At 65.3% G+C, this 24,923-nt stretch carries 23 protein-coding genes and 2 pseudogenes; 14 read left to right on the top strand and 11 right to left on the bottom strand.

Features of this window, described 5'->3' with window-relative positions; translation table 11 throughout:
* Positions 1–17: 17 nt before the first annotated feature.
* From yidD to GRI89_RS14760, 4 genes are all read right to left on the bottom strand, one after another.
* The gene (gene yidD / locus GRI89_RS14775) at positions 18–227 is read right to left on the bottom strand and encodes a membrane protein insertion efficiency factor YidD (RefSeq protein ID WP_328598281.1); all 210 of its coding nucleotides are present in this window, start codon (positions 225–227) and stop codon (positions 18–20) included.
* Positions 224–589: a ribonuclease P protein component gene (rnpA, locus tag GRI89_RS14770; RefSeq protein ID WP_159797295.1), complete on the bottom strand. Its 366-nt coding sequence runs from the start codon at positions 587–589 to the stop codon at positions 224–226. The genes yidD and rnpA overlap by 4 nt, the downstream gene beginning before the upstream one ends.
* Before the next feature lie 283 nt (positions 590–872).
* Positions 873–1,007, bottom strand: a complete 135-nt coding sequence (gene rpmH, locus GRI89_RS14765) for a 50S ribosomal protein L34 (protein ID WP_159797293.1) — start codon at positions 1,005–1,007, stop codon at positions 873–875.
* A gap of 66 nt (positions 1,008–1,073) precedes the next feature.
* On the bottom strand, positions 1,074–1,802 hold the full coding sequence (locus GRI89_RS14760) for an alpha/beta hydrolase (RefSeq protein ID WP_159797291.1): 729 nt from the start codon (positions 1,800–1,802) through the stop codon (positions 1,074–1,076).
* 270 nt (positions 1,803–2,072) lie between these two features.
* On the opposite strand from GRI89_RS14760, the pseudogene GRI89_RS14755 reads away from it, so the two are divergent.
* Positions 2,073–2,717, top strand: a pseudogene (locus GRI89_RS14755) (magnesium chelatase domain-containing protein); the annotation flags it as partial.
* A gap of 85 nt (positions 2,718–2,802) precedes the next feature.
* Here the strand turns inward: GRI89_RS14755 and GRI89_RS18420 are convergent.
* Together GRI89_RS18420 and GRI89_RS14750 are read right to left on the bottom strand one after the other, a co-directional pair.
* Entirely contained in the window at positions 2,803–3,141 is a 339-nt protein-coding gene (locus GRI89_RS18420) for an immunity protein Imm33 domain-containing protein (RefSeq protein WP_456236778.1), read from the bottom strand.
* A gap of 171 nt (positions 3,142–3,312) precedes the next feature.
* Positions 3,313–3,891 carry a hypothetical protein gene (locus GRI89_RS14750; protein WP_159797289.1) on the bottom strand — a complete coding sequence of 193 codons (579 nt, stop codon included), beginning with the start codon at positions 3,889–3,891 and terminating at the stop codon, positions 3,313–3,315.
* 81 nt (positions 3,892–3,972) lie between these two features.
* Here GRI89_RS14750 and GRI89_RS14745 point away from each other — a divergent pair.
* Positions 3,973–4,869, top strand: a pseudogene (locus GRI89_RS14745) (YifB family Mg chelatase-like AAA ATPase); the annotation flags it as partial.
* 457 nt (positions 4,870–5,326) lie between these two features.
* Complete coding sequence (locus GRI89_RS14740) at positions 5,327–5,728, top strand: PilZ domain-containing protein (protein ID WP_159797287.1); 402 nt, start codon at positions 5,327–5,329, stop codon at positions 5,726–5,728.
* Between the two features lie 109 nt (positions 5,729–5,837).
* Here the strand turns inward: GRI89_RS14740 and GRI89_RS14735 are convergent, their stop codons facing one another.
* Positions 5,838–6,182: a hypothetical protein gene (locus GRI89_RS14735; RefSeq protein WP_159797285.1), complete on the bottom strand. Its 345-nt coding sequence runs from the start codon at positions 6,180–6,182 to the stop codon at positions 5,838–5,840.
* A gap of 375 nt (positions 6,183–6,557) precedes the next feature.
* Here GRI89_RS14735 and GRI89_RS14730 point away from each other — a divergent pair, with 375 nt between their 5' ends.
* Together GRI89_RS14730 and GRI89_RS14725 are read left to right on the top strand one after the other, a co-directional pair.
* Positions 6,558–7,172 (top strand): hypothetical protein, encoded by a 615-nt coding sequence (locus GRI89_RS14730; protein WP_159797283.1) that lies wholly within the window; start codon positions 6,558–6,560, stop codon positions 7,170–7,172.
* Positions 7,173–7,211: 39 nt separating this feature from the next.
* A complete protein-coding gene (locus GRI89_RS14725; RefSeq protein ID WP_159797281.1) occupies positions 7,212–8,444 on the top strand; it encodes an SGNH/GDSL hydrolase family protein in 1,233 nt (410 codons plus the stop codon).
* A 69-nt stretch (positions 8,445–8,513) separates the two neighbouring features.
* Here GRI89_RS14725 and GRI89_RS14720 read toward each other — a convergent pair whose 3' ends face one another.
* Together GRI89_RS14720 and GRI89_RS14715 are read right to left on the bottom strand one after the other, a co-directional pair.
* Entirely contained in the window at positions 8,514–9,560 is a 1,047-nt protein-coding gene (locus GRI89_RS14720; protein WP_159797279.1) for a substrate-binding domain-containing protein, read from the bottom strand.
* 69 nt (positions 9,561–9,629) lie between these two features.
* Positions 9,630–10,931 (bottom strand): hypothetical protein, encoded by a 1,302-nt coding sequence (locus GRI89_RS14715; protein WP_159797277.1) that lies wholly within the window; start codon positions 10,929–10,931, stop codon positions 9,630–9,632.
* 198 nt (positions 10,932–11,129) lie between these two features.
* Here GRI89_RS14715 and ald point away from each other — a divergent pair, with 198 nt between their 5' ends.
* Together ald and GRI89_RS14705 are read left to right on the top strand one after the other, a co-directional pair.
* Entirely contained in the window at positions 11,130–12,245 is a 1,116-nt protein-coding gene (gene ald, locus GRI89_RS14710; RefSeq protein WP_159797275.1) for an alanine dehydrogenase, read from the top strand.
* Positions 12,246–12,337: 92 nt separating this feature from the next.
* Positions 12,338–14,047, top strand: a complete 1,710-nt coding sequence (locus GRI89_RS14705) for a sensor domain-containing diguanylate cyclase (protein ID WP_201290948.1) — start codon at positions 12,338–12,340, stop codon at positions 14,045–14,047.
* Here the strand turns inward: GRI89_RS14705 and GRI89_RS14700 are convergent.
* Entirely contained in the window at positions 14,044–14,448 is a 405-nt protein-coding gene (locus GRI89_RS14700; protein ID WP_159797271.1) for an acyl-CoA thioesterase, read from the bottom strand. The genes GRI89_RS14705 and GRI89_RS14700 overlap by 4 nt on opposite strands.
* 2 nt (positions 14,449–14,450) lie before the next feature.
* The gene (locus tag GRI89_RS14695) at positions 14,451–16,514 is read right to left on the bottom strand and encodes a S9 family peptidase (RefSeq protein ID WP_159797269.1); all 2,064 of its coding nucleotides are present in this window, start codon (positions 16,512–16,514) and stop codon (positions 14,451–14,453) included.
* A 114-nt stretch (positions 16,515–16,628) separates the two neighbouring features.
* On the opposite strand from GRI89_RS14695, the gene GRI89_RS14690 reads away from it, so the two are divergent.
* From GRI89_RS14690 to GRI89_RS14660, 7 genes are all read left to right on the top strand, one after another.
* Entirely contained in the window at positions 16,629–18,434 is a 1,806-nt protein-coding gene (locus GRI89_RS14690) for an aminopeptidase P family protein (RefSeq protein WP_159797267.1), read from the top strand.
* 22 nt (positions 18,435–18,456) lie between these two features.
* The gene (locus GRI89_RS14685) at positions 18,457–18,837 is read left to right on the top strand and encodes a VOC family protein (RefSeq protein WP_159797265.1); all 381 of its coding nucleotides are present in this window, start codon (positions 18,457–18,459) and stop codon (positions 18,835–18,837) included.
* 2 nt (positions 18,838–18,839) lie between these two features.
* Positions 18,840–19,241 (top strand): cupin domain-containing protein, encoded by a 402-nt coding sequence (locus GRI89_RS14680; protein ID WP_159797263.1) that lies wholly within the window; start codon positions 18,840–18,842, stop codon positions 19,239–19,241.
* 193 nt (positions 19,242–19,434) lie between these two features.
* A complete protein-coding gene (locus GRI89_RS14675) occupies positions 19,435–20,010 on the top strand; it encodes an EF-hand domain-containing protein (RefSeq protein ID WP_159797261.1) in 576 nt (191 codons plus the stop codon).
* Between the two features lie 25 nt (positions 20,011–20,035).
* Positions 20,036–20,773: a response regulator gene (locus GRI89_RS14670; protein ID WP_328598280.1), complete on the top strand. Its 738-nt coding sequence runs from the start codon at positions 20,036–20,038 to the stop codon at positions 20,771–20,773.
* Entirely contained in the window at positions 20,773–22,161 is a 1,389-nt protein-coding gene (locus GRI89_RS14665; protein WP_159797257.1) for an ATP-binding protein, read from the top strand. The genes GRI89_RS14670 and GRI89_RS14665 overlap by 1 nt, the downstream gene beginning before the upstream one ends.
* An 84-nt stretch (positions 22,162–22,245) precedes the next feature.
* Positions 22,246–24,906, top strand: coding sequence for a M1 family metallopeptidase (locus tag GRI89_RS14660; protein ID WP_159797255.1), 2,661 nt, complete (start codon positions 22,246–22,248; stop codon positions 24,904–24,906).
* Positions 24,907–24,923: the final 17 nt, after the last annotated feature.

Genomic DNA, 24,923 nt, shown 5'->3' with positions numbered 1-24,923 from the left:
GAACTCATGCGACCCACTCAAGGCACCGGGTCGTGCCCGTGTCCCCCCCAAGGGTGGCAGCGCAATATACGCTTGATCGCCATCCATCCACCCTTGATCGCCCCGTATTTCTGCAATGCGTCGATAGCGTACTGCGAACACGATGGCTGGTAACGGCACGAAGGCGGCAGGACGCGGCTCGGACCCAGCTGCCACGCGCGCGCGACGAAGATCAATGCCTGTTTCACCGCTTGCGCCTGCGGGCCGGGTCGCCCTTGCCCTCGCGCGCCCGGGCGAGCGCCTGCGAAAGTTCGTCGCGCATCTTTGCGAAATCGCGCTCGACCCCGCCTTCGCGGCCGATCAGCACGTGGTCGGTATCGGCCAGCCCCTCGCCCGGCAACGCCGCGCGCAGCAGCTCGCGAAAGCGCCGCTTCATACGGTTGCGGACGACGGAATTGCCGATCTTCTTGGTGACGGTGACCCCGAAGCGCTTGCCCTGCCCCTCGTTGCCGCGAGTCAGCAGCACGAAACCAGCACGTGCGTTGCGCAGCCCCCGGTTGGCGGCAAGAAAGTCCGCGCGTTTGCGGATGGTGTGGAGCGGCTCGCTCATTGTGGGGGCTAGATAGGGAGCGATTCGCGCGAGGGGGAATCTTTTGTTTCGTGCCCGCCCATCCGGGCGGGCGTCCTCGGTGCTGTTCCCTTCGCTACGCTCCGGGGCACCTGCGGGCGGCCAGTCGGCCTTGCGGTCCGCTGGTCGCGGACCGTTTCATCGCCAATCAGCTATGATTCGTTCTTGGTTGCGGCAGCCAAAGCGCGAACGCACGTCCGCAGCGGGGACAGCTTGCTGCCCGCCTAGCGAGGACGAACGCCCGGATGGGCGTTCGAAATACAAATCAGGCGCAGAGCTTCTTGCGGCCGCGGGCGCGACGGGCGCGCAGGACCTTGCGGCCACCGACAGTGGCCTTGCGGGCGCGGAAACCGTGGCGGCGCTTGCGCACGAGATTGCTCGGCTGGAAAGTGCGCTTCATGGGGTATGTCCTCGAATGCAATAAAAACGGCCGCCGGCTAAGGCGGCCTCAACTGTGGGCGCGCGGTTAGTTGAGCAAGAGCCCCAAGTCAAGATAGGCGAGCTTTGGCGCGCTGGCCCGTGCGTCCTGACCGATCCACTGCCGCATCTCGCCTGCGTCGATCCAGCGGGCCTGCTCGAACGGCACCGAATTGGTCATCGCGTAGAAGGCCCGGGCCTGCTCGGCGCTCATACCCATTTCCCGGTAATAGACGAGATACTTGGCATTTTCCGACGCGCTTTCCGAATAGTCGGAAGCCTGCAAGCCGTCCTCGTCCTGCCAGGCATGGACCGCGAACTCGGCGCCGTCGTCGACCTCGCGATTCGCACCGGCAAGGAACAGTTCGACCCCGCCCGAACGGACCGAACCGCCGTCGGGAACACGGGTCATAAGCCCCGCGGCGCGAATCATCCGGCCGAGCTGCAGGTTCGAACGGTCGTCGGCAGTCCCAGCGCATTCGATCATGTCGAGCCGTACGATGCCGGGAAAATCGCGCATCATCGCCGCGAACAGGCCCGGGGTACGCGCGTCGGTCGATCCGACCAGCGCAGCGGTACGATCGTCGAGCACGCGGAACGGTCCGTAGGCGGCGATGGCCCGTTCGTCGGCCTGCACCGCGGGCGGCATGACGAAGCGGGTGGCCGAATTGCCGACCTCGACCCACTCTTCGACATAGACCACCGTGCGCGATTGCGCCTGCGCCGGAGCGGCGGCGAAAGCGGCAAGAGCCAGGACGAAGGATCCGATCCAGCGCATCGCCCGATCCTCGGCCCGCGCCCGTCACGCAGCGGTAAAGGCAAAGGGTTGCCGGCGGATTCACCATATCGGGAGGAACTCTCGCTCCCTTTCCTTCGTCATTGCGTGCCGCCGAAGGCGGCGCGGCAATCCAGCGCGGCACAGTGCCGCCCTGGATTGCTTCCCCCGGCACAGGGCCGGGGTCGCAAGGACGAACCTGAAGATCGTCCCTCGTCGCCCCTCGACATCCCCGGTCCTGCCGCTATCACATTCAGAAATCAGGGGGATTACGTGGTCGCATTGGTATCGACGGTTGCCTATCTCGGGCTGGAGGCGCGCGCCGTCGAGGTGCAGTGCCAGATCGCTCGGGGCCTGCCGCGCTTCAACGTGGTCGGCCTGCCCGACAAGGCGGTGGGCGAAAGCCGCGAGCGGGTCCAGGCCGCGCTCGCCGCGATGGGGCTGGCGCTACCGCCCAAGCGCATCACCATCAACCTCTCGCCGGCCGACCTGCCCAAGGAAGGCAGCCATTACGACCTGCCGATCGCCCTCGCCCTGCTCGCGGCGATGGGCGTGACCGACGCCGAACAGCTCGGCGACTGAATCGCGGTCGGCGAAATGGCGCTCGACGGACGAGTCGTGCCAAGTCCCGGCGTACTGCTCGCCGCACTCCATGCCAGCGCCTGCGACAAGGGGCTGATCTGCCCAGCAGGGCAAGGGGCCGAGGCGCGCTGGGCCAGCGGCATCCCCGTCTGCGCCGCCCCCGACCTCGTCAGCCTTCTCGACCATCTCAAGGGCGTGCAGTCCCTGCCCGAGCCGCAGCCGGGCGAGGCGGAGGAACCCGAGGGCGGTCCCGACCTTCGGCAGGTCAAGGGACAGGAAACCGCCAAGCGGGCACTCGAGATTGCCGCGGCGGGCGGACACAACCTGCTCCTGTTGTGTTGTAAAGACCCACACAGGAACGGCGACTATCGGGTGTTACATAGTCAGCCCCCGAAGTCAGCTAATGGGTGGAAAGAGGACACTACCTCGCGTTTATCAAACTCGCGTCAAACCACACATCTTCGTGGTCAGGCGCGATTTGGAAACGCCATCCAGGTGCTAGTCCCAGATAGGGGACTATCCTTGGCAAAATTTCATTGAGATGGTCGGCGTGAACCGACTGGAAAAAATCCGCTGCGGTCGAGAGCTTCTCTCCTGCCCAGACATACCAGCCGGTCGTATCGCCCGTCGGAGGATGACGAAGGCCGTTTATGGGTTCTCGGCCCAAGGTCGCCAAGGCCAACCCCAGCTTCAAGTTGGGGTGGGCTGGATGAAACTCCGCGCCAAAGCGGTCGCACACACCGGCTTGTCCATTGTCCATGAGGACGACATTAGGACAGGTGCGTCAACGTCCGCAATTGGGTCGTTAGCGGACAGGCCGCTTTTGGGGGCCTGAACCTGCTCCTGTTGTGTTGTAAAGACCCACACAGGAACGGCGACTATCGGGTGTTACATAGTCAGCCCCCGAAGTCAGCTAATGGGTGGAAAGCAGTCATTCAAGCAAGGATGGAGGAGCCTCATCCTTTAGCTGATATGCGCGGCGAGATGAAACTATGCGGACGACTAGGCTTATGATCAGGGGTGCGATCAATCCCACCAGTCCCAACAATATCATTTGGTTGGCCGCGTAGACGAAAGCATCGCATGATGACGGGACGTCGAAGCCGAAGGGGGGCGCGTCTGCGTCAGAGATACCGAGAAGCGGGCATACGAACGTTAGTCCGTCGGGCCACTGAACGAAGATGAAGTACAAAGTTATTGTCAGATATGCGGCAACGCAAAAGGCCAGGATGCTATTGGCAGCCTTGGCCCTTAGAATTTGTTCTTTTCCGAGCGCCGCCGTTATCACCCAGTAAATGGCAAATAATATTGCCACTATACCGTGCTGCGCAAACCAATCCCTTCGCAAGAACGAAACCGCCAGAGCTCGATCGTTACTGTCCAGTCCTTCCATAGCCGCGACGATCTGCGGCATAAAAGTTAGGTGCGCAGTTGCAACGATAGCTAACGGCGCAACCGTAATACCAAAGCCCAATGTCGCTGCCTTGAGCCGGATTGTAAGCGCGGCCATAATCTCCCCTTGGTGCGAACAGTTCGTCGAGCAAATGGAGCAGTTTCAGAAAGCGTCCGCAATTGGGTCGTTAGCGGACAGGCCGCTTTTGGGGGCCTGAACCTGCTGATGATCGGGCCGCCGGGCGCGGGCAAGTCGCTGCTCGCTTCGTGCCTGCCGGGGATCCTGCCGCCGATGACGCCGGGCGAGGCGCTCGAAGCCTCGATGGTGCAGTCGGTCGCCGGAACGCTCGAGGGTGGGCGCATCAGCCGCCGCCGGCCCTACCGCGACCCGCACCACTCGGCCTCGATCGCCGCGCTCACCGGCGGCGGGCTGCGGGTGAAGCCGGGAGAGGTCAGCCTCGCGCACCTCGGCGTGCTCTTCCTCGACGAACTGCCCGAGTTCCAGCGCGCGGTGCTCGATTCGCTGCGCCAGCCGCTCGAGACCGGCGAGGTCAGCGTGGCGCGGGCCAATGCCCATGTGACCTACCCCGCGCGCGTCCAGCTCATCGCGGCGATGAACCCGTGCCGCTGCGGGCACCTCGGCGATGCCGCGCTCGCCTGCAGCCGCGCCCCGCGCTGCGCCGCCGACTACCAGAGCAAGGTTTCCGGCCCGCTGCTCGACCGCATCGACCTCCACGTCGAGGTCGACCCGGTCAGTGCCGCCGACCTCGCCCTGCCCCCGCCCGCCGAAGGCAGCGCCGAAGTCGCCGCGCGGGTCGCCGCGTCTCGCGCCGTCCAGACCGCGCGCAAGGACCGGACGGGCGCCCGCACCAACGCCGACCTCGACGGCGAGGGGCTGGAATCCTTCGTCACGCCCGACGACGCGGGCTGCAAGCTCCTCATGCAGGCCGCCGAGGCGATGCGCCTCTCAGCGCGCGGCTACACCCGCATCCTGAGGGTGGCGCGCACGATTGCCGACTTGTCTGGGTCAGAAAGCGTCGGCCGCATCCACGTCGCGGAGGCGCTCAGCTATCGCAGGCAGCCACCGCGTGCTTGACGGCTACTTGGTCTGCTCTTGCGTGGAAAGCTGTCATTCCTGACCGGGCTTTCTTAATCCCAAAAACAAAAGCGTAGACGTCTGCAATTCCTAATATTGCCTTGAACACAATGTACAACCAGAATGCGCTAGGATGTTCCGCCATCTTGACTGGCGTTCCGTCGTTATTATTTTGCCCCACCCAATATTGTGCATTTCGCTTGTCAACAAAACGATACCCACAACGCCAAATAGCGCTCGGGCTCCACCTGACATCACAAATCTTCTCCGCTTCATGCGGTAATCATGCAGCCAACAATCAATGCCCGCAATCGCGGTCATTAGCGGTTGGTCCGCTCGAGGCAATGACCAGCCTTGTCGATAAAGTCACGAAAAGGGTGGAAGAGAGACACCACCGCGGCATTTATGATTTGCCTAATCTGGTCGACGACATGTCAGCGTAGAAAGGAGAATCTATATGGTTGAAATTGATTCATGTCCTACTAAGCTCAAAGCGACGAGCGGGGCTGAGATGAGCCAAACCGACGAAGTTCAACCAAACAGACGATCGAGTTCTCGACGTGAAACGCACGTTGAGACAATCATGAAAGATGCGAAAGGCTCGTTTTGCCGGGGCACAATCGATGATATTTCCGAGGAAGGCTGTGCAATCACAATAAGACACGGTCACCCGGTCTTGGAAAGAATTTACTCGATAAAGTTTGCCAATTTGGAAATACAAGCAGGATTCGTCGCTTGGACTCAGGATGGTAAAGCCGGAATGGGGTTCCTCGCCCCGCTTCATCCCTCTGTCGTGGACAGTATCGTGGCGCGCTTTCCGCCGGTTGAAGATACTATCACTCACCCTACGCCGAGGTAGCAACGCAATGATTTTGGCCTTTCAGAAATCGAGAGCGTCCAAAATTAGTTCGCTAGCCGACAGTCCGCTGCCGGCATCCCATTCCTTGGTTGCATTGCGCTCGCGCGAGTCAGGTGCCGAATAAGCGCAAGACCTGCGCTTCAGCTTCGGGCTCGCTTCTCACCAATTCTGACAAGTGCAGCAAGTCGCCCTGTTCAAGCGGTTGGTCAAAGCACAGGCCTACGCCATGGCTGCCTGACCAGCACACCTCGCCGGCAATTCGGCCATGCCCCTCTATCCAGAAGTTCACCTGGTCGCCCTTGCAGAACTCTGACTCTTCGAGGCTTCCTACCCTGCACCCACCGAGGGATTGCTGGATCAGTAGTCCGACACCTGCGCAGGTGCGATTCTTGCGGAGGAAGACTCTCCGATAGACGCCAAAACGCTCATGCGCGCGTATGGCAAGTACGGACATTTTGCCCTCTCCGCTTTTGTCTACATTTTGGGAGTCTTGCCCAAGACGGTTAATTTCGACCTTGGGGAGATGATCACCCTGACGATTACGCTACCGCGCCTGTCGATCCCGGCAGGGCAGTCACGATCCGCATCCCCAGAACAGAACAGACAGCGGATCGGGCCCTTCAAGCACAAAGGGAGTGCAGGACAGCGTAAATTTCGGCCCGCAGAGTTTTGGCCCAGGACACTGTCAGATGTGTCAAGCGGGCGTAAACTCCACGGACCGGACGTTTTCACCGCTGGACCGTGAAACACCCGGTCCGTGCCAGTCACCTCAGGCGCTTTCTCCCGCGCCCTCCATGTGCCATCAATGCCGCGAAGGAGAGGAACCCACATGGCATCGAAATACGAAGCCGAGGTCTATCGCTGCATGGACCCGTCGATCGAACTGCACAACAAGGTCACCGACCCGCTGCACAAGGCGATCCTGAAGAACTACTGCCGCCACGTGCACCTCGAAGGCGCGAGCATGTTCGAGGAGATCACCGCGCCCGACATGATGGCGCCCGATCCGGTCTACCACATCACCTGGGGCGCGACGCCGTTCCAGGTCCACGGCACCAAGGGGGTGTTCGATTTCTACTCGGGCATCGGCGAGATCGTGCTGTGGAACTCGGGCGACAAGGTCGCGGTGGCCGACTGGGGCATTGCCGACGAGATGTGGTTCCACCAGATGTCGACCGGCGCCGAGCTGGCAAAGGTCGGGCACGAGGGACTCAAGGACGACGGGCTCTACCTCGTCCATTCGCTGCAGGCCTTCATCTGGCCCTACGACGAGAAGGCGCTGCTCAAGGGCGAGCACCTCTACGAGGACAAGTCAACGCTCAAGATCGAGGAAATCGACCCGGCAGAATTCATGCCCGCCGCCCGCGTGCGCGAAATCCACGTCGAGTGCCTCGCCGAACTCGAGGAGCGCTGGGGGCCGGAGTACTGGGTTTACAAGGGCTAAGTTACTTGCCGAATTGAGATTTTTGGGAGGGCTTTTTCAATGCGAATTACGAAACTCAGCCTTGCTGGCGCCGCCGCAATGCTGGCCGTGGCCACCTCGCCGGCCGACGCCAAGTGGGTGGCCAGCTGGACCGCCGCGCCGCACGCGCCGTTGTCCACCGAAGGGCCGTTCGCCGCGGCGAGCTACGACAACGTCACGATCACGCAGGTCGTCCGCGTGAGCGAAGGCGGATCGAAGCTGCGGGTGACCTTCTCCAACCGCTATGGCCCCCACCCGCTCAAGATCGGCGCGGCGCGGATCGCGCAGATCGACGATGCCGGCAAGGAAGTGCCGGGCACCGGCCGCACGCTGACCTTCGGCGGCGAGGCCGGGGCGGTGATCCCGCGCGGTTCGCCGTTCGTCTCCGATGTCGTCGACGTCGACCTGCCCGACCTCGCGCGGATGAAGGTCGAAATGTACCTGCCCGAGGACACCGGCGCCTGCACCTGCCACCTGACCGGCACGGACGAGCTTGCCGTCAGCCCGCCGGGCAACTTCGTCGGCAAGAGCTTCGAGCCGGCCGACAGGAAGCAGTTCCGTGCTTTCCTGTCGGGCGTCGAGGTGGATTCGCCCGACGCGCTCGGCACCATCGTCGCCTATGGCGATTCGATCACCGACGGGGTCGGCTCGACCCCCGGCGCCAACCGCCGCTGGCCCGATATCCTCGCCAACCGGCTGCAGGCCGCGGGCAAGGAATGGGCGGTCGCCAACCAGGCGATCAGCGGCAACCGCGTGCTCAGCCCGGGCATGGGCGAGTCCGCGCTGAGCAGGTTCGACGAGGACGTGCTGAGCCTGCCGAACGTGAAGTACATGATCGTGTTCGAGGGCGTGAACGACATCGGCAACCGCTATGGCCCGCAGCGCGGTGGTCCGGGCGGGGCCGCCTTCACGCTCGACCAGCCGCAGATCGACGTCGACCAGATGATCGCCGGCTACAAGCAGCTCATCGCCCGCGCGCATGAGGCCGGTATCAAGGTGATCGGCGCACCGATCGGCCCGTACAAGGGTGCGAGCTACTGGTCGGAAGAGGGCGAAAAGGCCCGGCAGGCGATCAACGACTGGATCGTCAACGGCGGCGCGTTCGACGCCGTGACGCGGATCGACCTCGCCTTCGCCGACCCGGCCGATACCGAGCAGATGCGCGACGGCTACCACATGGGCGACCACCTGCACGGCTCCGACGCCGGGCTCAAGGCAGTCGGGGATTCGATCGACCTGTCGCTGTTCAACTAAACCGGAAGCCGGTCGGCGGCGCGGACCAAAGGGATACTGTCCGCGCCGCCTCCGGGTACACCGAAGACCTTACTTGAGGTCGTCGGCGGTAAGGGTGGTGCCGTTGGCAATCGTCGCGGCGCTCTTGGCGAGAACGTCGTCAGGCGCGGCGACGAGGCCGATCTTGGCCAGCGGGCCGCCTTTGGCCCACTGCGAAGTCCACTCGTTGAGGAACTCCTTGAGGCCCGGAATGGCATCGAGGTGCGCCTTCTTGACGTAGATGTAGAGCGGGCGGGCGCCGGGGTACTTGAAGCTCGAGATGTTCTCGTAGGTCGCCGGGACGCCGTTCATCGGCAGGTCCTGCAGCTTGTCGGAGTTCTCCTCGAGGTACGAGTAGCCGAACACGCCCACGGCCCTGGTGTTGCTCTCGATCTTCTGCACGATCAGGTTGTCCTGCTCGCCCTGGTCAACATAGGCGCCGTCGGAACGGACTTCGGTGCAGGTCTGGTCGAACTGGTCCTTGTCCGCTTCCTTGAGCGCTTCCATCGCCGGATCGGCGGTGCAGCCCTTTTCGAGGATCAGTTCCTTGAGCGCGTCGCGCGTGCCCGAGGTGGTCGGCGGGCCGTAAACGAGGATCGGGTCGTTGGGCAGCGAGGGATCGACGTCGCGCCAGGTCTTGGCAGTCTGTTCCTTGCCATAGGGCCTGGCGGCCAGCGCCTTGTAGACGATCGCCGGGGTCAGGTTCATCGTGATGCCGTCCTTCGCCGAAGCGAAGGCGATGCCGTCGAGGCCGACCTGGATCTCCATGATGTCGGTCACGCCGTTGGCCTGGCAGTCGGCGAATTCGCTCGCCTTCATGCGGCGGCTGGCATCGGCGATGTCGGGCGTTTCCGCACCGACGCCGGCGCAGAACAGCTTCATGCCGCCACCGGTGCCGGTGGATTCGATCAGCGGCGACTTGAAGTCGGGGTTGGAGCGGGCGAAGGCTTCCGAAACGGCCTTGGCGAACGGATAGACGGTCGAGGAGCCGACGGCGTGGATCGAGTCGCGCGCGCCGCCGCCACCGCTATTGCTGCCGCAGGCGGTCAGAGCGAGGGCCGAGAGGGTAGCGAAGGCAATCGTTTTCGAGAGTTTCATGGGAGGTTCCTGCTTGGTTTTCTGGGGCTCGTTATGCTTGCTGTGTGACAGAGGGGTGACAAATGCCGGTCAGAAGCGGAACTGGCCGTAAAGTCCTACCTCGTCGCGCTTTTCCTGGCCCGATCCGAGGTTGCCGATCTTGAGTCCGCCGTCGGCATTGTCGCGCTTGTAGACCAGCGCGAAGTCGACGATCGTCGCCGGGCTGAACTGCACGCCGAACATCATGAAATCGTCCTGCATGAGCGGGGCGGAGTTCTTGAACGGCTCGATGTGGTCGAGGCGGCCGAAGACGCTCCATTGCTCGACGGGCGCGATGGAGGCAAACAGGGAGTATCCTTCGGCCTTGTCCTTCGGCGCAGCCTGCAGGACCTTCCAGTTCTTCGCCGTGAAGTATTCGCCGCCGATCGTTACCGGCATGCCGGCGATCTCGTCCTTGTAGGCCAGCATCGCGTTGAAGCGCGTGGCGGTGCGATAGGGCGCCGCGCCGGTCACGTCCTTGCCGAGCTCGCCGGTGTATCCGCCGACGGCGACGTTGAACCCGCCGAACTTGGCCGAGATTCGGCCTTCGAAATCGATGGTCTCGGTGAACTTCGGCTCGCGGTAACCGGCACCGTCAACGGCCGATACCTGGTAGCTGACCACGCCATCGGCCAAATCGCCCGAGGCATGGACGCCCCAGTCGGCCGAGGTGCCGAAGCTGTCGAGGTCGGTCAGGGTCTTCTCGATGTGGCGATAGCCGTAGACGCCCTCGACGTAGGGGATCCACGGCATGTCCGCCGAGCCGAGCCGAAGCTTGAGTTCCTTGGCCAGCTTGGCTTCGAGGTACGCCTTCTTGATGTAGAAGCCGTAGCCGACGGCTTTGCCGCCGTTGTCGACCGGGCTGACGTCCATCGTGACGTTTCCGGCGAAGGTATCGTCGAATTTGTGGTCCACGCCGAGGTAGAAGCGCTTGAGCTCGAAACCGCCGTCGCTCTCGACCTTGTTGCCGGCCGCGTCCTTCGCGTTGACCGAACTGACGTTGTAATACATCCGGCCCGAAATCTTGGTGTCGGCGGCCCACTTGGCGGCTTTGGCGAAAGCACCGGTGGTGTCGCTCTCGGCCTTGGCGTCGGCGGCGGTCGCCGCCGCGACTTGCGCGGTCTGGGCGGCATCGTTGGCCGCGTCTTCGGCGGCCTCGGCCTTGGCCTGCGCTGAGTCGAGGCGGCTCTGCATGGCGTTCATCTGCTCCGCCATCGCCGCCATTTGCGCGCGCATTTCGGAGAGCTGCTGCCGGAGCGCGGCCGTATCGGCATCTTCGGCCTGCGCCGGGACCGCCCAGGCGCATGCTGCTGCCAACGCGAGCACCGAAGTCTGCATTTTTCTTGCAGTCATATGACTTTATCCTGACTTTCGTATGTCCATGATGTGACGTTCCGGCCCGCTAGGCGCGAGATGTTACAGCGGCGTGACAGCGATTGTTTCCCGGCGGGATAACTTGTGGACAAGCTACGTTGATGAGGCGGCTGCCGGCGTCCCATTGCGTGCAACCGGTTTCACTTGTAACGGCCTCTCGCATACGAGGAGATTGCCATGCGCATCGGTTGCCCCAGGGAAATCAAGAACCGCGAATACCGCGTCGGCCTGACACCCGAGAGTGCCAAGGAACTGGTGACGCACGGTCATGAGGTGTGGATCGAAAGCGGCGCGGGACTCGGCATCGGGGCAAGCGATTCCGAGTACATTGCCGCCGGCGCGACCATCAAGGACGGGCCGGAGTTGCTGTTCGCCGAGTGCGAGATGATCGTCAAGGTGAAGGAGCCGCAGGCTGGCGAGCGGGCAATGCTTCGCGAAGGGCAGATCCTCTACACCTACCTCCACCTCGCCCCCGACCCCGAACAGACCGCCGATCTCGTCCAGTCGGGCGTCACCGCCATTGCCTACGAAACGGTGACCGGCCGGGGTGGCGGTCTCCCGCTGCTCAAGCCGATGAGCCAGGTCGCGGGCCGCATGAGCATCCAGGCCGGGGCCACCGCGCTGGAGAAGGCCCACGGCGGTCGCGGCGTGTTGCTCGGCGGCGTGCCGGGCGTCATGCCGGGCAAGGTCATCGTTATCGGCGGCGGCGTGGTCGGCTTCAACGCGGCGCAGATGGCCGCGGGTTTGGGCGCGGACGTCACCATCATGGACCGCGATCCCGAAGTTCTGGAGCGGGTCGGCACCCATTTCGAGGCGCGGGCGAAGACCCGTTTTTCCAACCAGGCCAACCTCGAGGAAGCGGTTTGCGAGGCCGACCTGATCATCGGCGCGGTGCTGATCCCCGGAGCGGCGGCACCAAAGCTCGTCACGCGCGACATGCTCAAGTGCATGAAGCCCGGCTCGGTGCTGGTCGATGTCGCGATCGACCAGGGCGGCTGCTTCGAGACAAGCCACGCGACCACGCACGACGATCCGACCTACTTGATCGACGAGATCGTGCACTACTGCGTCGCTAACATGCCCGGCGCTGTCAGCCGCACCAGTACCTACGCGCTCAACAACGTGACCCTGCCGCATGCGCTGCGGATCGCGGACCTCGGCTGGAAGGAAGCCATGCGGACAGACCCGCACCTGGCCGAAGGGCTGAACGTCCACGCGGGGCAGGTAACTTATCCGGCGGTGGCTGCAGAGCTGGGATACGAGCTGAAGCCGGTCGCGGAACTGCTCGCTTAGGGGTATTTGTCGCCCTCGGCTTAACTGCCCGATAACCAACGGTATTTAGGGTCCCATCCATGTGGATCGGGGCGATATTCAGGGTGCTTCTCGTGCCCGCGGCCGTGCTGTGGGCGCTTTTCGCCGCCACACCTGCTCGCCCCGCTCCTCCTCCCGATTCCCTCGCCACCCGCGATTACTGCGTCGCGACTTCCGACCTCGCAGAGCCAATCGCCAGTGTCGTCGCAGATCCTAACCGCTGGAACTGCCGCGACAGGAAGGTTTCGCTTGAGCCGGAACGGACGCTGCTGCGGTTCGGAATTGACCGCAGCAAGCCATTGCCGCGCTTTCTCGTCACGCGACGCAGTCCGCTCGAAAATGTGCGTCTCCTGGCAATCGATGCAGACGGAGCCGTGCGCTCGGCCATTTATGCAAACGAGCAGCTCCTGCCCGCCCAGACAGGCGGTTTCGTCAAGGCTCCGCTGCCAACCATCGGCCCGGACACGCGCGAGGTAGTGGCCGCGTTCGACCTGGCGACTCACCAGGTGGCCTTGCATGACGCCCACATTGCGCCGAACGACCCGGGCGACCATCCGGGCGGGAGAAGACTGCTGCTGCTGCTGTCCGCGCTGTGCGGCATGCTGGTGCTGCCGCTGATCTTCAACGCCGTCTTCTACCGCATCCTGCGCGAGCGCTTCGTGCTGTGGCACAGCGCCCTGGCGCTCTCGCTGCTGCTGACGATCCTCGTCAATTCCGGGCTTTCGACCTACATCGTCGACCTTGCGGTCCCGACGCTGAGCAAGCTCACCTCGCTGGCCTTCGGGCTGGCGGTCGTGGCCGGGGCGATGTTCGCCTACAGCTTCATCGAACCCGGCAAGCTGCACCCTGTCCTTCGCCGATCGTTGCCCTGGGCGGCATGTTGGGCGCTGGCCATCAGCGCGGGACATGCCTTCTTCCCGTTCGTCGCCCGCGAAGTGCAGACCGATCTCTACTATGCAGGATACCTGCCGATCCTCGCGCTGCTGTTCTGGATGGTGGTCGATGCCCTGCGGCGGGGAAGCCGCGCCGCCAAGTTCCAGTTGATCGGCTGGCTACCGATGCTGGCTGTGGGAGTGATCCGCGAGCTCGGCCAGCTTACGCTGCTGCTCCAGCCGACCGAGGCAATGATGCTGTTCTACTTCGGCTGCGTGTTCGACATCATTGCCACCACGCTGGGTGTGGCCGACCGCTTCATGGCGCTCAAGAACCAGCGCGACGAGGCCCAGACCGAGGCGCGGCTGCTGGAACGGCTGTCCGAGCGGGATTCGCTCACCGGACTGCTCAACCGCCGCCTGATCGAGGAGCGATGGGATGTCCTGCGCTCGGAAGGGTTCAGCACGCTCGCCATCGTCGATCTCGATCGCTTCAAGCAGATCAACGACACCCACGGCCATGCTCGCGGCGACGAGGTGTTGCGCGCCGTGGCAATCGCCCTCGCGCCCGACCGGAATACCCTCGCCTTCCGCATGGGCGGCGAGGAGTTCATGCTCCTCCTTCGCGGAGCCGATACCGCAGGGCGCGCCGAGCGGCGGCGGCAGGCAATCCCCACGCAGGTCGCCGCCAAGGTCGGCGGGCTGGACCGGATGATCACCGCCAGCATGGGCATGGTCGAACTTCCCGCCGATGCGAAGATGGAAGGCAGTTTCCAGTCGATCTACGAGCGCGCCGACCAGCTGCTCTACGAAGCCAAGCAGAACGGGCGCAATCGCACTGTCGGCGAGAAGCTCACGCTCTTCGTGCCGCGCGCGCGGGAACGCCGGCGCAGGAAGCAGGCTGCCGGCTAGTCGCTGCCAGCCAGGAACGGGGCCGAAACTTCCTTCGGCACGCGCATCAGCCGCCAGGTCGCCCGTTCGACCATCGCCCAGGTCGTCTTCGCCCTGACGAGCACCTTGCCGGCGGAATCGGTGAAGGTGAAATGCCGGTCGAACCGCGCGCCGCTTGGCCCTTCGCGAATCTCGGTCGTGGCGATCACCTCGTCCCCCTCGCTGACGTTGCCGCGATAGTCGATCTCGTGTCGGGTCACGACCCAGGCATAGGCCGCCACATGCTCCGGCGCGGCATCCGCCATCCAGTGAGCCGTGGCTATATCCTCCATCCATCGGACCCACACCGCATTGTTGACGTGCCCGATCTCGTCGATGTGCTCGGGCAAGGCGATGAAGGTCATAGTGTAGGTGTTGGCCATTCTCAGCCCTCGACGCCCATCTGCCACAGGATGAAGGCGAATTCCTCGGCCGTTTCGTGCAGGCTCTGGAACCGCCCGGACTTTCCGCCGTGGCCCGCGCCCATGTTGGTCTTCAAGAGCAGTTCGTTGCCGTCCGTCTTCATCTCGCGCAGGCGGGCGACCCATTTGGCCGGCTCCCAGTAGGTCACGCGCGGATCGTTGAGCCCGGCGGTGACGAGCAGCGGCGGATAGTCCTGCGCGCGCACGTTGTCGTAGGGGCTGTACGAGCGGATCAGCTCGAACGCCGCCTGGTCCTCGATCGGGTTGCCCCATTCGGGCCATTCGCCCGGCGTCAGCGGCAGCGAGGCGTCGAGCATCGTCGCCAGCACGTCGACGAAGGGGACGTGCGCCACGACCGCGCCCCACAGCTCGGGGTTCGAATTGACCACCGCGCCCATCAGTTCGCCGCCAGCCGAGCCGCCCGAGATCGAAATGCGCCCCGCCTCGGTCAGCCCGCGGTCGATCAGGCCGCGCGCCACGTCGACGAAATCGGTGAAGGTGTTGACCCGGCTTTCGAGCTTGCCCGCCTTGTACCAGGCGCGCCCCAAGTCGTCCCCGCCGCGGATGTGGGCGATGGCATAGGCGAAGCCGCGGTCGACGAGGCTGAGCCGCGTGGTCGAAAAGCCCGGCGGGATGGCGATGCCATAGGCGCCGTAGCCGTAGAGGTGCAGCGGTCCGGGGCTCTTGCGGTCCTTGCGGTACATCACGCTGACCGGGATCGGTGTGCCGTCGCGGGCGGCGATCTCGAGCCGTTCGGTGGCATAGAGGTCTCGGTCGTAGCCCGAGGGGATCTCCTGCCGCTTGAGCAGCGTCAGCTCGCGCGTGGCCACGTCGTAATCGTAGGTGCTCGCCGGGCTGATCATGCTCTCGTAGGACATGCGCAGTACGGTCTGCTCGTATTCGGGGTTGCTCCCGGTCCCGGCGCTGTAGCTCGCCTCGGGAAACTCGACCGGCTCGATGCGGGCGGGGTCGTCGTAGTAGCGGATCTCGATCCGATCGAGCCCGCCGAGCCGCCCTTCGATGACGTAGAAGTCGCGGAACAGCTCGAAGCCGGTGAGATAGAGCTGATCCGTCCCCTCGATCAGCGTTTCCCACTTGTCCGGCGTGTCGAACGGCGCGGTGGCGACGCGGAAATTCTCGTGGGTGTCGTTGGCATGGACCCAGACGGTGCCGTCGCGCACGTCGACGTCGTATTCGACGCCCTTCTGTCGCGCCTTGACCAGCCGGGGCTTGGCGGTGGGATCCGCGGCGGGCACCAGCCAGCATTCGCTCGTCTCGTGATCGCCCGCGGCCATGACGATCCAGTCTTCCTGCGCCGAGAGCGAAGCGCCGACGCGGAAGCCTTCGTCGTCCTCGTGGTAGAGCTCGATATCGGTGTCGATCGGCTTGCCGAGCCAGTGCAGGCGGACGTTGTCGGTGCGCCAGTTCTCGTTGGCAAGCGAGTAGACCAGGCCGGTGTCGCCCGCGACCCAGACCAGCGAGGACAGCGTGCCGGGGATTTCGTCGGCGAGGTGTTCGCCGGTGGCGAGGTCCTTGATCTTCGCGGTGAAGCGTTCCGAGCCGTTGTCGTCGACCGAATAGGCGAGCAGCTTGCCGTCATTGGAAACCGACAGCGCCCCGAGGCGGAAGTAGTCCTTGCCCTCCGCCAGCGCGACTTCGTCGAGGATCAGCTCGTCATCCCCGCCGGCGACCGGTTTGCGCCACCACTTCTTGTATTCGGCGCCTTCCTCGAACTCGATCCAGTAGAGCCAGTCGCCGTCCTTCTGCGGCACCGACTTGTCGGCCTCCTTGATACGCGCGCGCATTTCCTTGAACAGCGCCTCGACGGTCTCCTCGTGCGGCTTCATCCGCGCTTCGAACCAGGCGTTTTCGGCGGCGAGGTGGGCGAGCACCTCCGCATCCTCGACCTTGGGATATCCGGCATCGCGCAACCAGGCGTAATCGTCGCTGACGGTGATGCCGTGGTGAGTGACGGCAGAGGGCTTCTTCGCGGCAACCGGCGGCGCGAGCGGGATGGTATCGTTCATGGCCGCCCATGTAGCCGCTTCGCCGCGCGATGGAAGGACCACTGCACTGGAACCAAGCGCCCGATGCGATTACAGCCCGGACATGCTTACATTCGAAACCGGAGTCGTCCCGCAATGCTGATGCAAACCCACGAAGCCCGTCTCGACGCGCTGCGCAAGGAGCTTGGCCGGCGCGGGCTCGACGGCTTCGTCGTCCCGATTTCCGACGAGCACATGAGCGAATACGTCGGCGGCTACGCCCAGCGCCTCGCCTGGCTGACCGGCTTCGGCGGCAGCGCCGGGACCGCCGTGGTGCTCAAAGACAAGGCCGCCATGTTCGTCGATGGCCGCTACACCGTGCAGGTCCGCGAACAGGTCGACGGCAAGCTCTACGAATACCAGTCGAGCATGGAGACGAGCCCGGCCGAGTGGCTCAAGGCCAATGCGCCCGAAGGCGCGAAGATCGGCTTCGATGCCTGGCTGCACTCGCGCGGCTGGGCTCAGGGCACGGCCAGCGCGCTCAAGAAGATCGGCGGCGAGCTTGTCGCGGTCGAGAGCAACCCGATCGATGCCGTCTGGGCCGACCGGCCCGAACCCTCGGCGGCGGTCGCGGTGGTCCACACCAACGCCAACGCCGGGCGCGCCAGCGCCGAGAAGCGCGCCGAGGTCGCCGACTGGATGAAATCGCAGGGCGTCGATGCGACCGTCATCAGCGCGCTCGATTCGATCGCCTGGCTGCTCAACATCCGCGGCTCGGACGTCGAGCGCACGCCGGTCGCGCTATCCTATGTGATCGCGCATGACGACGGCACCGCCGAACTGTTCATCGCGCCCGAAAAGGTCACCCCGGAACTGGCCAAGCACCTCGGCAACGCGGTGACGATCCGTCCGCGCCTCGACTTCGAGAAGGCGCTCGGCGAACTCGGCGGAAAGAAGGTCGCGGTCGATCCCAATTTCGGCGTCGCGGCGATCTTCCAGGCGCTCGAAGTCGCCGGTGCGACCGCTATTGCGGTGCGCGACCCGACGATCCTGCCCAAGGCGATCAAGAACCCGGTCGAACAGCAGGGCCAACGCGATGCGCAGGCCCGCGACGGCGCGGCGGTGACGCGGTTCCTCCGCTGGCTCGAAAATGAAGCGCCCAAGGGCGGCGAAACCGAGCTCAGCGCCGCGGCGCAATTGCAGGCCTTCCGCGAAGAGACCGGGCTGCTCAGGGACCTCTCGTTCGACACCATCTCCGCCGCCGGCCCGCATGCCGCGATCCCGCACTACAAGGTCGACGAGGAAAGCGACCTGCCGATCGATCCCGGCAGCGTATTCCTGGTCGATTCGGGCGGCCAGTACAGCGACGGCACGACCGACATCACCCGCACGGTGTGGATCGGTCCTGGAGAACCCACGGCCGAACACAAGGACCGCTACACCCGCGTGCTCAAGGGCCACATCGCGCTGGCGCTGCAGACCTTCCCGCAAGGCACCAGCGGCGCCCAGCTCGACACCCTGGCGCGACAGTTCCTGTGGGCAGCGGGCGTCGACTATGCGCACGGCACGGGCCACGGCGTCGGCAGCTTCCTCAGCGTCCACGAGGGGCCGCAGCGCATCGCCAAGCCGCGCGGCGGGCAGGCCGGGACCGACCAGGAACTGATGGCCGGAATGATCCTCTCGAACGAGCCGGGCTATTACAAGGCCGGCCATTTCGGCATCCGCATCGAGAACCTGGTGCTGGTCGAGAAGCGCGAGATTGCCGCCATGGAGGGCGAGTGGCTCGGCTTCGAAACGCTGACGCTGGTGCCGATCGACCGCACGCTGGTCGATCTCGACATGCTGTCGGGGGAAGACGTGGCGTGGTGGAACGGCTATCACGCGCGCGTGCTCGAGGTGCTGGCACCGCAGCTCAGCGGCGAGGACCTCGCCTGGCTCGAAGCGGCCTGCGCGCCGATCTGACGCGGGGCAAGGGGAGAAGACGATGCTCGGCTATGCGACCATGGGGACCAACGACCTCGAAAGGGCGGGGAAGTTCTATGATGTAATCGCCGGGATCGTCGGGGCGCAACGCGCCTTCGAAACCGACCGGGTGATCACCTGGAGCACGCCCGACAAGGGCGCGATGATCGGTGTGATCAAACCGCTCAATGGCGAGCCCGCGACCGGCGGCAACGGTTCGATGTTCGGCATTCCCGTCGACAGCACGGACAAGGTCCACCAGATCTACGACCACGCCCTCGCCAACGGCGGCAGCGACGAGGGGCCACCCGGGCCGCGCGGCGAGGCGTTCTACGCCGCCTATTTCCGCGACCCGGACGGCAACAAGCTGGTCGCCTTCTTCATGCCCCCGCAGGAGCAGTAGCGATGCCGCGGCTCGACACCTATCCGATCCACCTCGGTCTCGGTGCCACCGCCATCGAGCAGCCCGAGTTCCCGCGCGATGAGCGGGCGATGCAGTGGTACGCCGATTACGCCGAGCGCCATGCCGCCGACGGCAACGAGGCGCGGGTCATGGCGATGTACACCTTCACCGAGAGCTGGCCGATGTGGGAAATGCACCCGGCGGGCGGCGAAGTGGTGCTGTGCACCGCGGGCAGCATGACGCTGCACCAGGAGTTTCCCGACGGGGAAGCCGCCGAGGTGACGATCGGTCCGGGCGAATACGTCATCAACCCGCCGGGCACCTGGCACACCGCCGATATCGACGGCGAGGCCAGCGCGGTCTTCGTTACCGCCGGCATGGGAACCCAGCACCGCCCGCGTTGAGCCGTGCGACTTGCGGGCGCATGAACGCCGCGTCCGCCGGCGGACAATTTGCGACACTTTTGCCCGCTTCCGGCAAATCCCTGCGACATTGGCAGCCTAGAACCGGCATCAAGAGTGACGGGGCTGCCGCGGACCTCCCCCCCTTAAGCGGGGTGCCCCGTTGCTCAACCCGATCCGATGACGGAGACCGACCATGCGTAAACTGACCCTCGCGCTGCTCGCCGGCGCCATCGCCCTGACCGGTTCGACCGCGGTCCTCGCCCAGCAGGAAGGCCTGCCCGGACCCGGCCCGCAGGGCGACCTGACCCGCGCCGCCGTCGAACAGCGCACCACGCAGGAATTCCAGCGCCTCGATGCGAACGGCGACGGCAAGCTCGACAAGGCCGACCGCGAAGCGCGCGAAAGGCAGGCCTTCGACCGCCTCGACACCGATCACAACGGCTCGATCAGCTTTGCCGAATTCGACGCACGGCGCGACCAGCGCGGCGAGGCGCGGACCGACCGCCGCGGCCCCGGCCCGGACGGTGACGCCTCGCGGATGGCCATGCGCAGCAAGCACGGCGGTCCCGGCATGCGCGGCCTGATCCGCGGTGCCGATGCGAACAACGACGGCGCGATTACGCTGGCCGAATTCGAAACCGCCGCCCTGACTCGCTTCGATGCGGCCGACACCGACAAGAACGGTGTCGTCACAGCTGCCGAGCGCAAGGCCAGACGCGACAACATGCGTGACAAATGGCGTGAGCGCCGTACACAACGCGCCGGCTAACGGGCCGAGAGGGGGCATTGAGATCGTGAGCACGGAGTCGGCACCAACGCGCCTGCTGCTCGTCGACGACGAACCGAGCTTGCGTGAACCCCTGGCGGACTACCTGACCCGCCAGGGGTTCGTCGTGCGCCAGGCCGAGGACGCGGCCAAGGCTCGATCGGCCCTGCTCGAGGAAACCCCCGACCTCGTCCTGCTCGACATCATGATGCCGGGCGAAGACGGCCTGTCGCTGTGCCGCCACCTGACCGAATCGAAGAACCTCCCGGTCATCCTGCTGACCGCCAAGGGCGAGGCGATGGACCGCATCGTCGGGCTCGAGATCGGCGCCGACGACTACGTCCCCAAGCCGTTCGAGCCGCGTGAGCTCGTCGCCCGCATCCGCTCGGTCCTGCGCCGGATCTCGAAGGGCGGACCGCCGCCCGAAGAGGACGCGCTCTATGAATTCGACGGCTGGATGCTCGACCCGCTCAAGCGCAAGCTGACCGATCCGCACGGCGCGGTGGTGCCGATTTCCTCGGCCGAATTCCGCCTGCTCGTCGCCTTCGTCAGCCACCCGCGCCAGGTCCTCGACCGCGACCGCCTGCTCGACATGGTGCAGGGCCGCGAGGCTCACCTGTTCGACCGCGCGGTGGACAACCAGGTCAGCCGCCTGCGTCGCAAGATGGAAACCGACAGCCGCGATCCCAAGCTCATCCAGACGGTCTGGGGCGGAGGCTATCGCCTCGCTGCCGATGTCCGCCGGGTTGCCTCGGACCGCGACTAATGCGCCGTTTCCTGCCGAAGAGCCTGCACGGCCAGATGCTGCTCGCGGTCGCCGTCGCGCTGCTGGTGGCGCAGGCCATTTCCGCCGTACTGATCTACCGCGCACAGGAAGCGCGGCGCGAATTCGGCGCCGCCAACGGCCTCGCCTTCCAGCTCGTGGCCCAACCTCGCATCGACTACCGCTCATCCGACGTGCCCGGACCGCTCGGCGAGCGTGGCCGGATGTGGCGCCGCCTGCGGCTGGAGGACACGACCTCCTCCCCGTTGCACGCGGGCGAACAGCGCAGCAAACAGCGCGAGGACCTGCTGCGGCAGATCCTCGAGGAACAGGGCGTTGCGATCGGCGAACTCGTCGTGACCAGCCGGCCCGTCCATTCCGATCCCTTCGTCGTTGCCCGCTTGCAGGAGCGTTCGCGCTGGCGCAGCGACGAGGACTGGAAGAACGGCGACCTCATCGTCGCGGGCCTGCGCAAGCCGGGCGACAACCACTGGCTCGTCGCGCGCGTGCCCGTGCCCAGGCCCGATCCGCGCGGCATCGGCTCGGTCATCATGCAGACCCTGCTGCTCTACGTCGTCCTCGTGGGCGGGCTGGGCATCCTGCTGCGCCGGATCACCAGGCCGCTTGCCGCACTTACCCGGAGGCTCGAAACTTTCGCCGAAAGGCGCGAGACCGACGGCCAGCTCGAACCGAGCGGTCCGGAGGACACGCGCAGGCTGATCGCCGCGCACAATGCCATGGAAGCAAGCATCGCCGCGCTGCTCGACGAGAAGGACGTCATGCTCGGGGCTATCGGCCACGACCTCAAGACGCCGCTCGCCGCCCTGCGCGTGCGCATCGAATCGGTGCCCGACGAAGCCGAGCGCGACCGCATGGCGCGCACCATCGAGGACATCACCGGGACACTCGACGATATTCTCTCGCTTGCCCGTGTCGGACGGCCGAGCGATCCGCTCGAACAGACCGATCTCGGCGCCCTCGCCGCCGACGTGGTCGGCGAGTTCGAGGACATGGACGAACCGGTCGAACTGGTCGACGGACCGCGCGTCGCCGCGCCGGTGCGCGCGACATGGCTGCGCCGCGCCATGCGCAATCTTATCGGCAATGCCGTGCGTTACGGTGAAAAGGCCAAAGTCTCGCTGATGCAAAACGGCGATATCGCGGTCATCCGCATCGACGATGTCGGACCCGGGATACCCGCCGACGAGATCGCTTCGATGCTCGAACCGTTCAAGCGCGGCGAGGCTTCGCGCAACCGTACGACGGGCGGCGCCGGGCTCGGGCTGACGATTGCCCGGGCGATCGCCGAGCAGCATGGCGGCCAGCTTGTCCTCAAGAACCGCCCCACCGGGGGCCTCAGGGCGGAACTACGGCTGCCGACGAAACGTTGAGTCGAATCGACCAACGACTTCGCTAGCCGCGAGCCGGCTTGGTAAGCGCCGCCGGTTACACAAGAAATCACTTCGGGACATCGCATGCGTTTTATTACCGCCGTCAGTGCCGCCGCCTTGCTTGCAGGCTGCGCCACGGTTCCTTCTGCCCAGGCGGCCCCGACCGGGCCCTCGCTGGCACCGCTTCCGTCCTCCATTACCAGCGAACTCCCGCGCAACGCCCGCCCGTCGCACTACGCGATCGAAGTCGTTCCCGACGCCGAGAACCTGACCTTCACCGGGACCGTGGTGATCGACCTCGCGGTGTTCGAACCGAGCAAGACGATCACCCTCAACTCGGTCGGCCTGACCGTTTCCGGCGCGACCATCGTGCCCCAGGCCGGCGGGAAGGCGATCGCGCTGCAGGTCTCCTACGACGAAGCCAAGGAAACAGCGATCTTCACCGCGCCCGAAGCCATCGGCGCGGGCGATTACCGGATGACGGTGGCCTACAGCGGGCCGATCGGCCGCAAGCCCAGCGGCTTCTTCGCGCTCGACTACCCCGACAAGAAAACGGGCGAATCCAAGCGCGCGCTCGGCACGCAGTTCGAGATTCCCGACGCCCGCGAATTCGCGCCGATGTTCGACGAGCCCTCGTACAAGGCGACCTTCGACGTTTCCGCCGTTGTCCCCGCGGACCAGATGGCGCTGAGCAACATGCCGGTGACCAGCGAGACCGACCTGGGTGACGGCACCAAGCGGGTGGTCTTCGCCACCACGCCGAAGATGTCGAGCTACCTGCTGTTCTTCGGCGTCGGCGATTTCGAACGCCTCGCGCAGACGGTCGACGGCACCAGCGTCGGCATCGTCTCGCCGACCGGCAGCGGCGAAACGGCGCGCTACGCGCTCGACGAAGCGGTGGAAGTCCTGCCGTACTACAACGACTATTTCGGCGTGAAGTACCCGCTCCCCAAGCTCGACAACATCGGCATGCCGGGCAGCTCGCAGCAGTTCGGCGCGATGGAGAACTGGGGCGCGATCTTCACCTTCGAGGACAACCTGCTGGTCGACCCGCGCACCACCAGCCCCGACAAGCTCAAGTACATCCACACCGCGCTGGCCCACGAAATGGCGCACCAGTGGTTCGGCGACCTCGTCACCATGGCGTGGTGGGACGACCTCTGGCTCAACGAGGGCTTTGCCAGCTGGATGGAATCCAAGGCGACGGCCAAGTTCCGTCCCGACTGGAACACCCAGGTGGGCAAGATCAATTCGCGCGAAGCCGCCATGGGGGCGGACGCGATGCGCACCACGCACCCGATCGTGCTCACCTCCGAGACCGCCAGCGAAGCCGACGAGCAGTTCGATTCGATCGCCTATTCGAAGGGCGAGACGATCCTCACCATGTTCGAGGACTTCGTCGGCGAGGACACCTGGCGCAACGGCATTCGCGGCTACATGAAGGCCCACGCCTACGGCAACACGACGACCGACGATCTGTGGCGCGCGGTCGAGCAGGCCGGCGCGAAGGGCCTGGTCGACATCGCCAAGGGCTATACGCTCCAGTCCGGCGTTCCGCTGGTGACCGCCTCGGTCACCTGCGCCAACGGCCGCACCAGCCTGACTTTCAAGCAGGGCCAGTTCAGCCGCGACCAGCAGGCCGAGGTGGCAGCCAAGCCCAATCACTGGCTCGTCCCGATGACGATCATCGCCGCGGACGGTTCGAAGCATCCGCTGGTGCTCGACGGCACCACGACCATCGACCTGCCCGGCTGCGGCGCGGTCAACGTCAACGGCGGCCAGCTGAGCTATTTCCGCACGCTCTATTCGCACGACATGCTCATGCAGCTGACCGCCGCCCTGCCGTCGATGGCGCCGCGCGACCAGCTCGGGCTGGTGCGCGACAACCTCGCGCTCGCGGCGGCCTCCTACCAGGACTACGACCCGGCGCTCGACATGCTGCTGGCGGTCCCCGGCAATGCCAACCCGATGGTCGTGGAAACGTCGGTTTCGCAGTGGTCCTCGCTCTACGACGTGCTCAACGACGAAGGCCGCAAGGCGACGCTGGCGAAGCTGGTCCACGACACCTACTCGCCTCGCCTCGCCGCGCTCGGCTTCGATTCGCGCCCCGGCGAATCGCTGTCGGACGCGAGCCTGCGCGCCGAGCTGATCGGCGACCTCGGCAAGATGGGCGATCCGGCCGTCGTGGCCGAGGCCCGGCGACGCTTTGCGCTCCTCGCCAAGGACCGCACCGCGCTCGACGGCGAGCTCAAGGGCACCTGGCTCTCGATCGTCGCGCGCAACGCGACGGCCGAGGACTGGGAATTCCTGCGCCGCTATGCGCTGGCCTCGACCGACAGCGTCGAGCGCAAGCTGCTGGTCCCGTACATCGGCGCACCGAAGGACGATGCGCTGGCGATGAAGGCGCTCGAACTAGCCCTGAGCAAGGACGTCCAGCCCGACGAAGGCCTGCGGATCCTGACCCGCGTCGCGGCAAACCATGCCGACATGGCGTACGAGTTCGCGCTTGCGCACAAGGCCCAGATCGACCCGATGCTCGACGATTCGTCGCGTTCGGGCTTCTACCCGCGCCTCGGGGCGAGCAGCGACGATCCGGCGATGCTCGAGAAGGTCAAGGCGCTGCGCGACAGCTACCCGGCCAACGAACGCGTTTCGGTCAACCGGACTATCGCCGGGATGGAAAACCGCTTCGCCACCTACCCGCGGATCCGCGAGCAGCTCGGCGCCTGGCTGGCTTCACGCTGATGCTTCGGCGGGCGATG

This window comes from Croceibacterium salegens (genome assembly GCF_009827435.1).
GTDB lineage: Bacteria > Pseudomonadota > Alphaproteobacteria > Sphingomonadales > Sphingomonadaceae > Croceibacterium_B > Croceibacterium_B salegens.
Note: the sequence above shows the minus strand (reverse complement) of the source record. Positions and strands in the feature narration are given on the sequence as shown.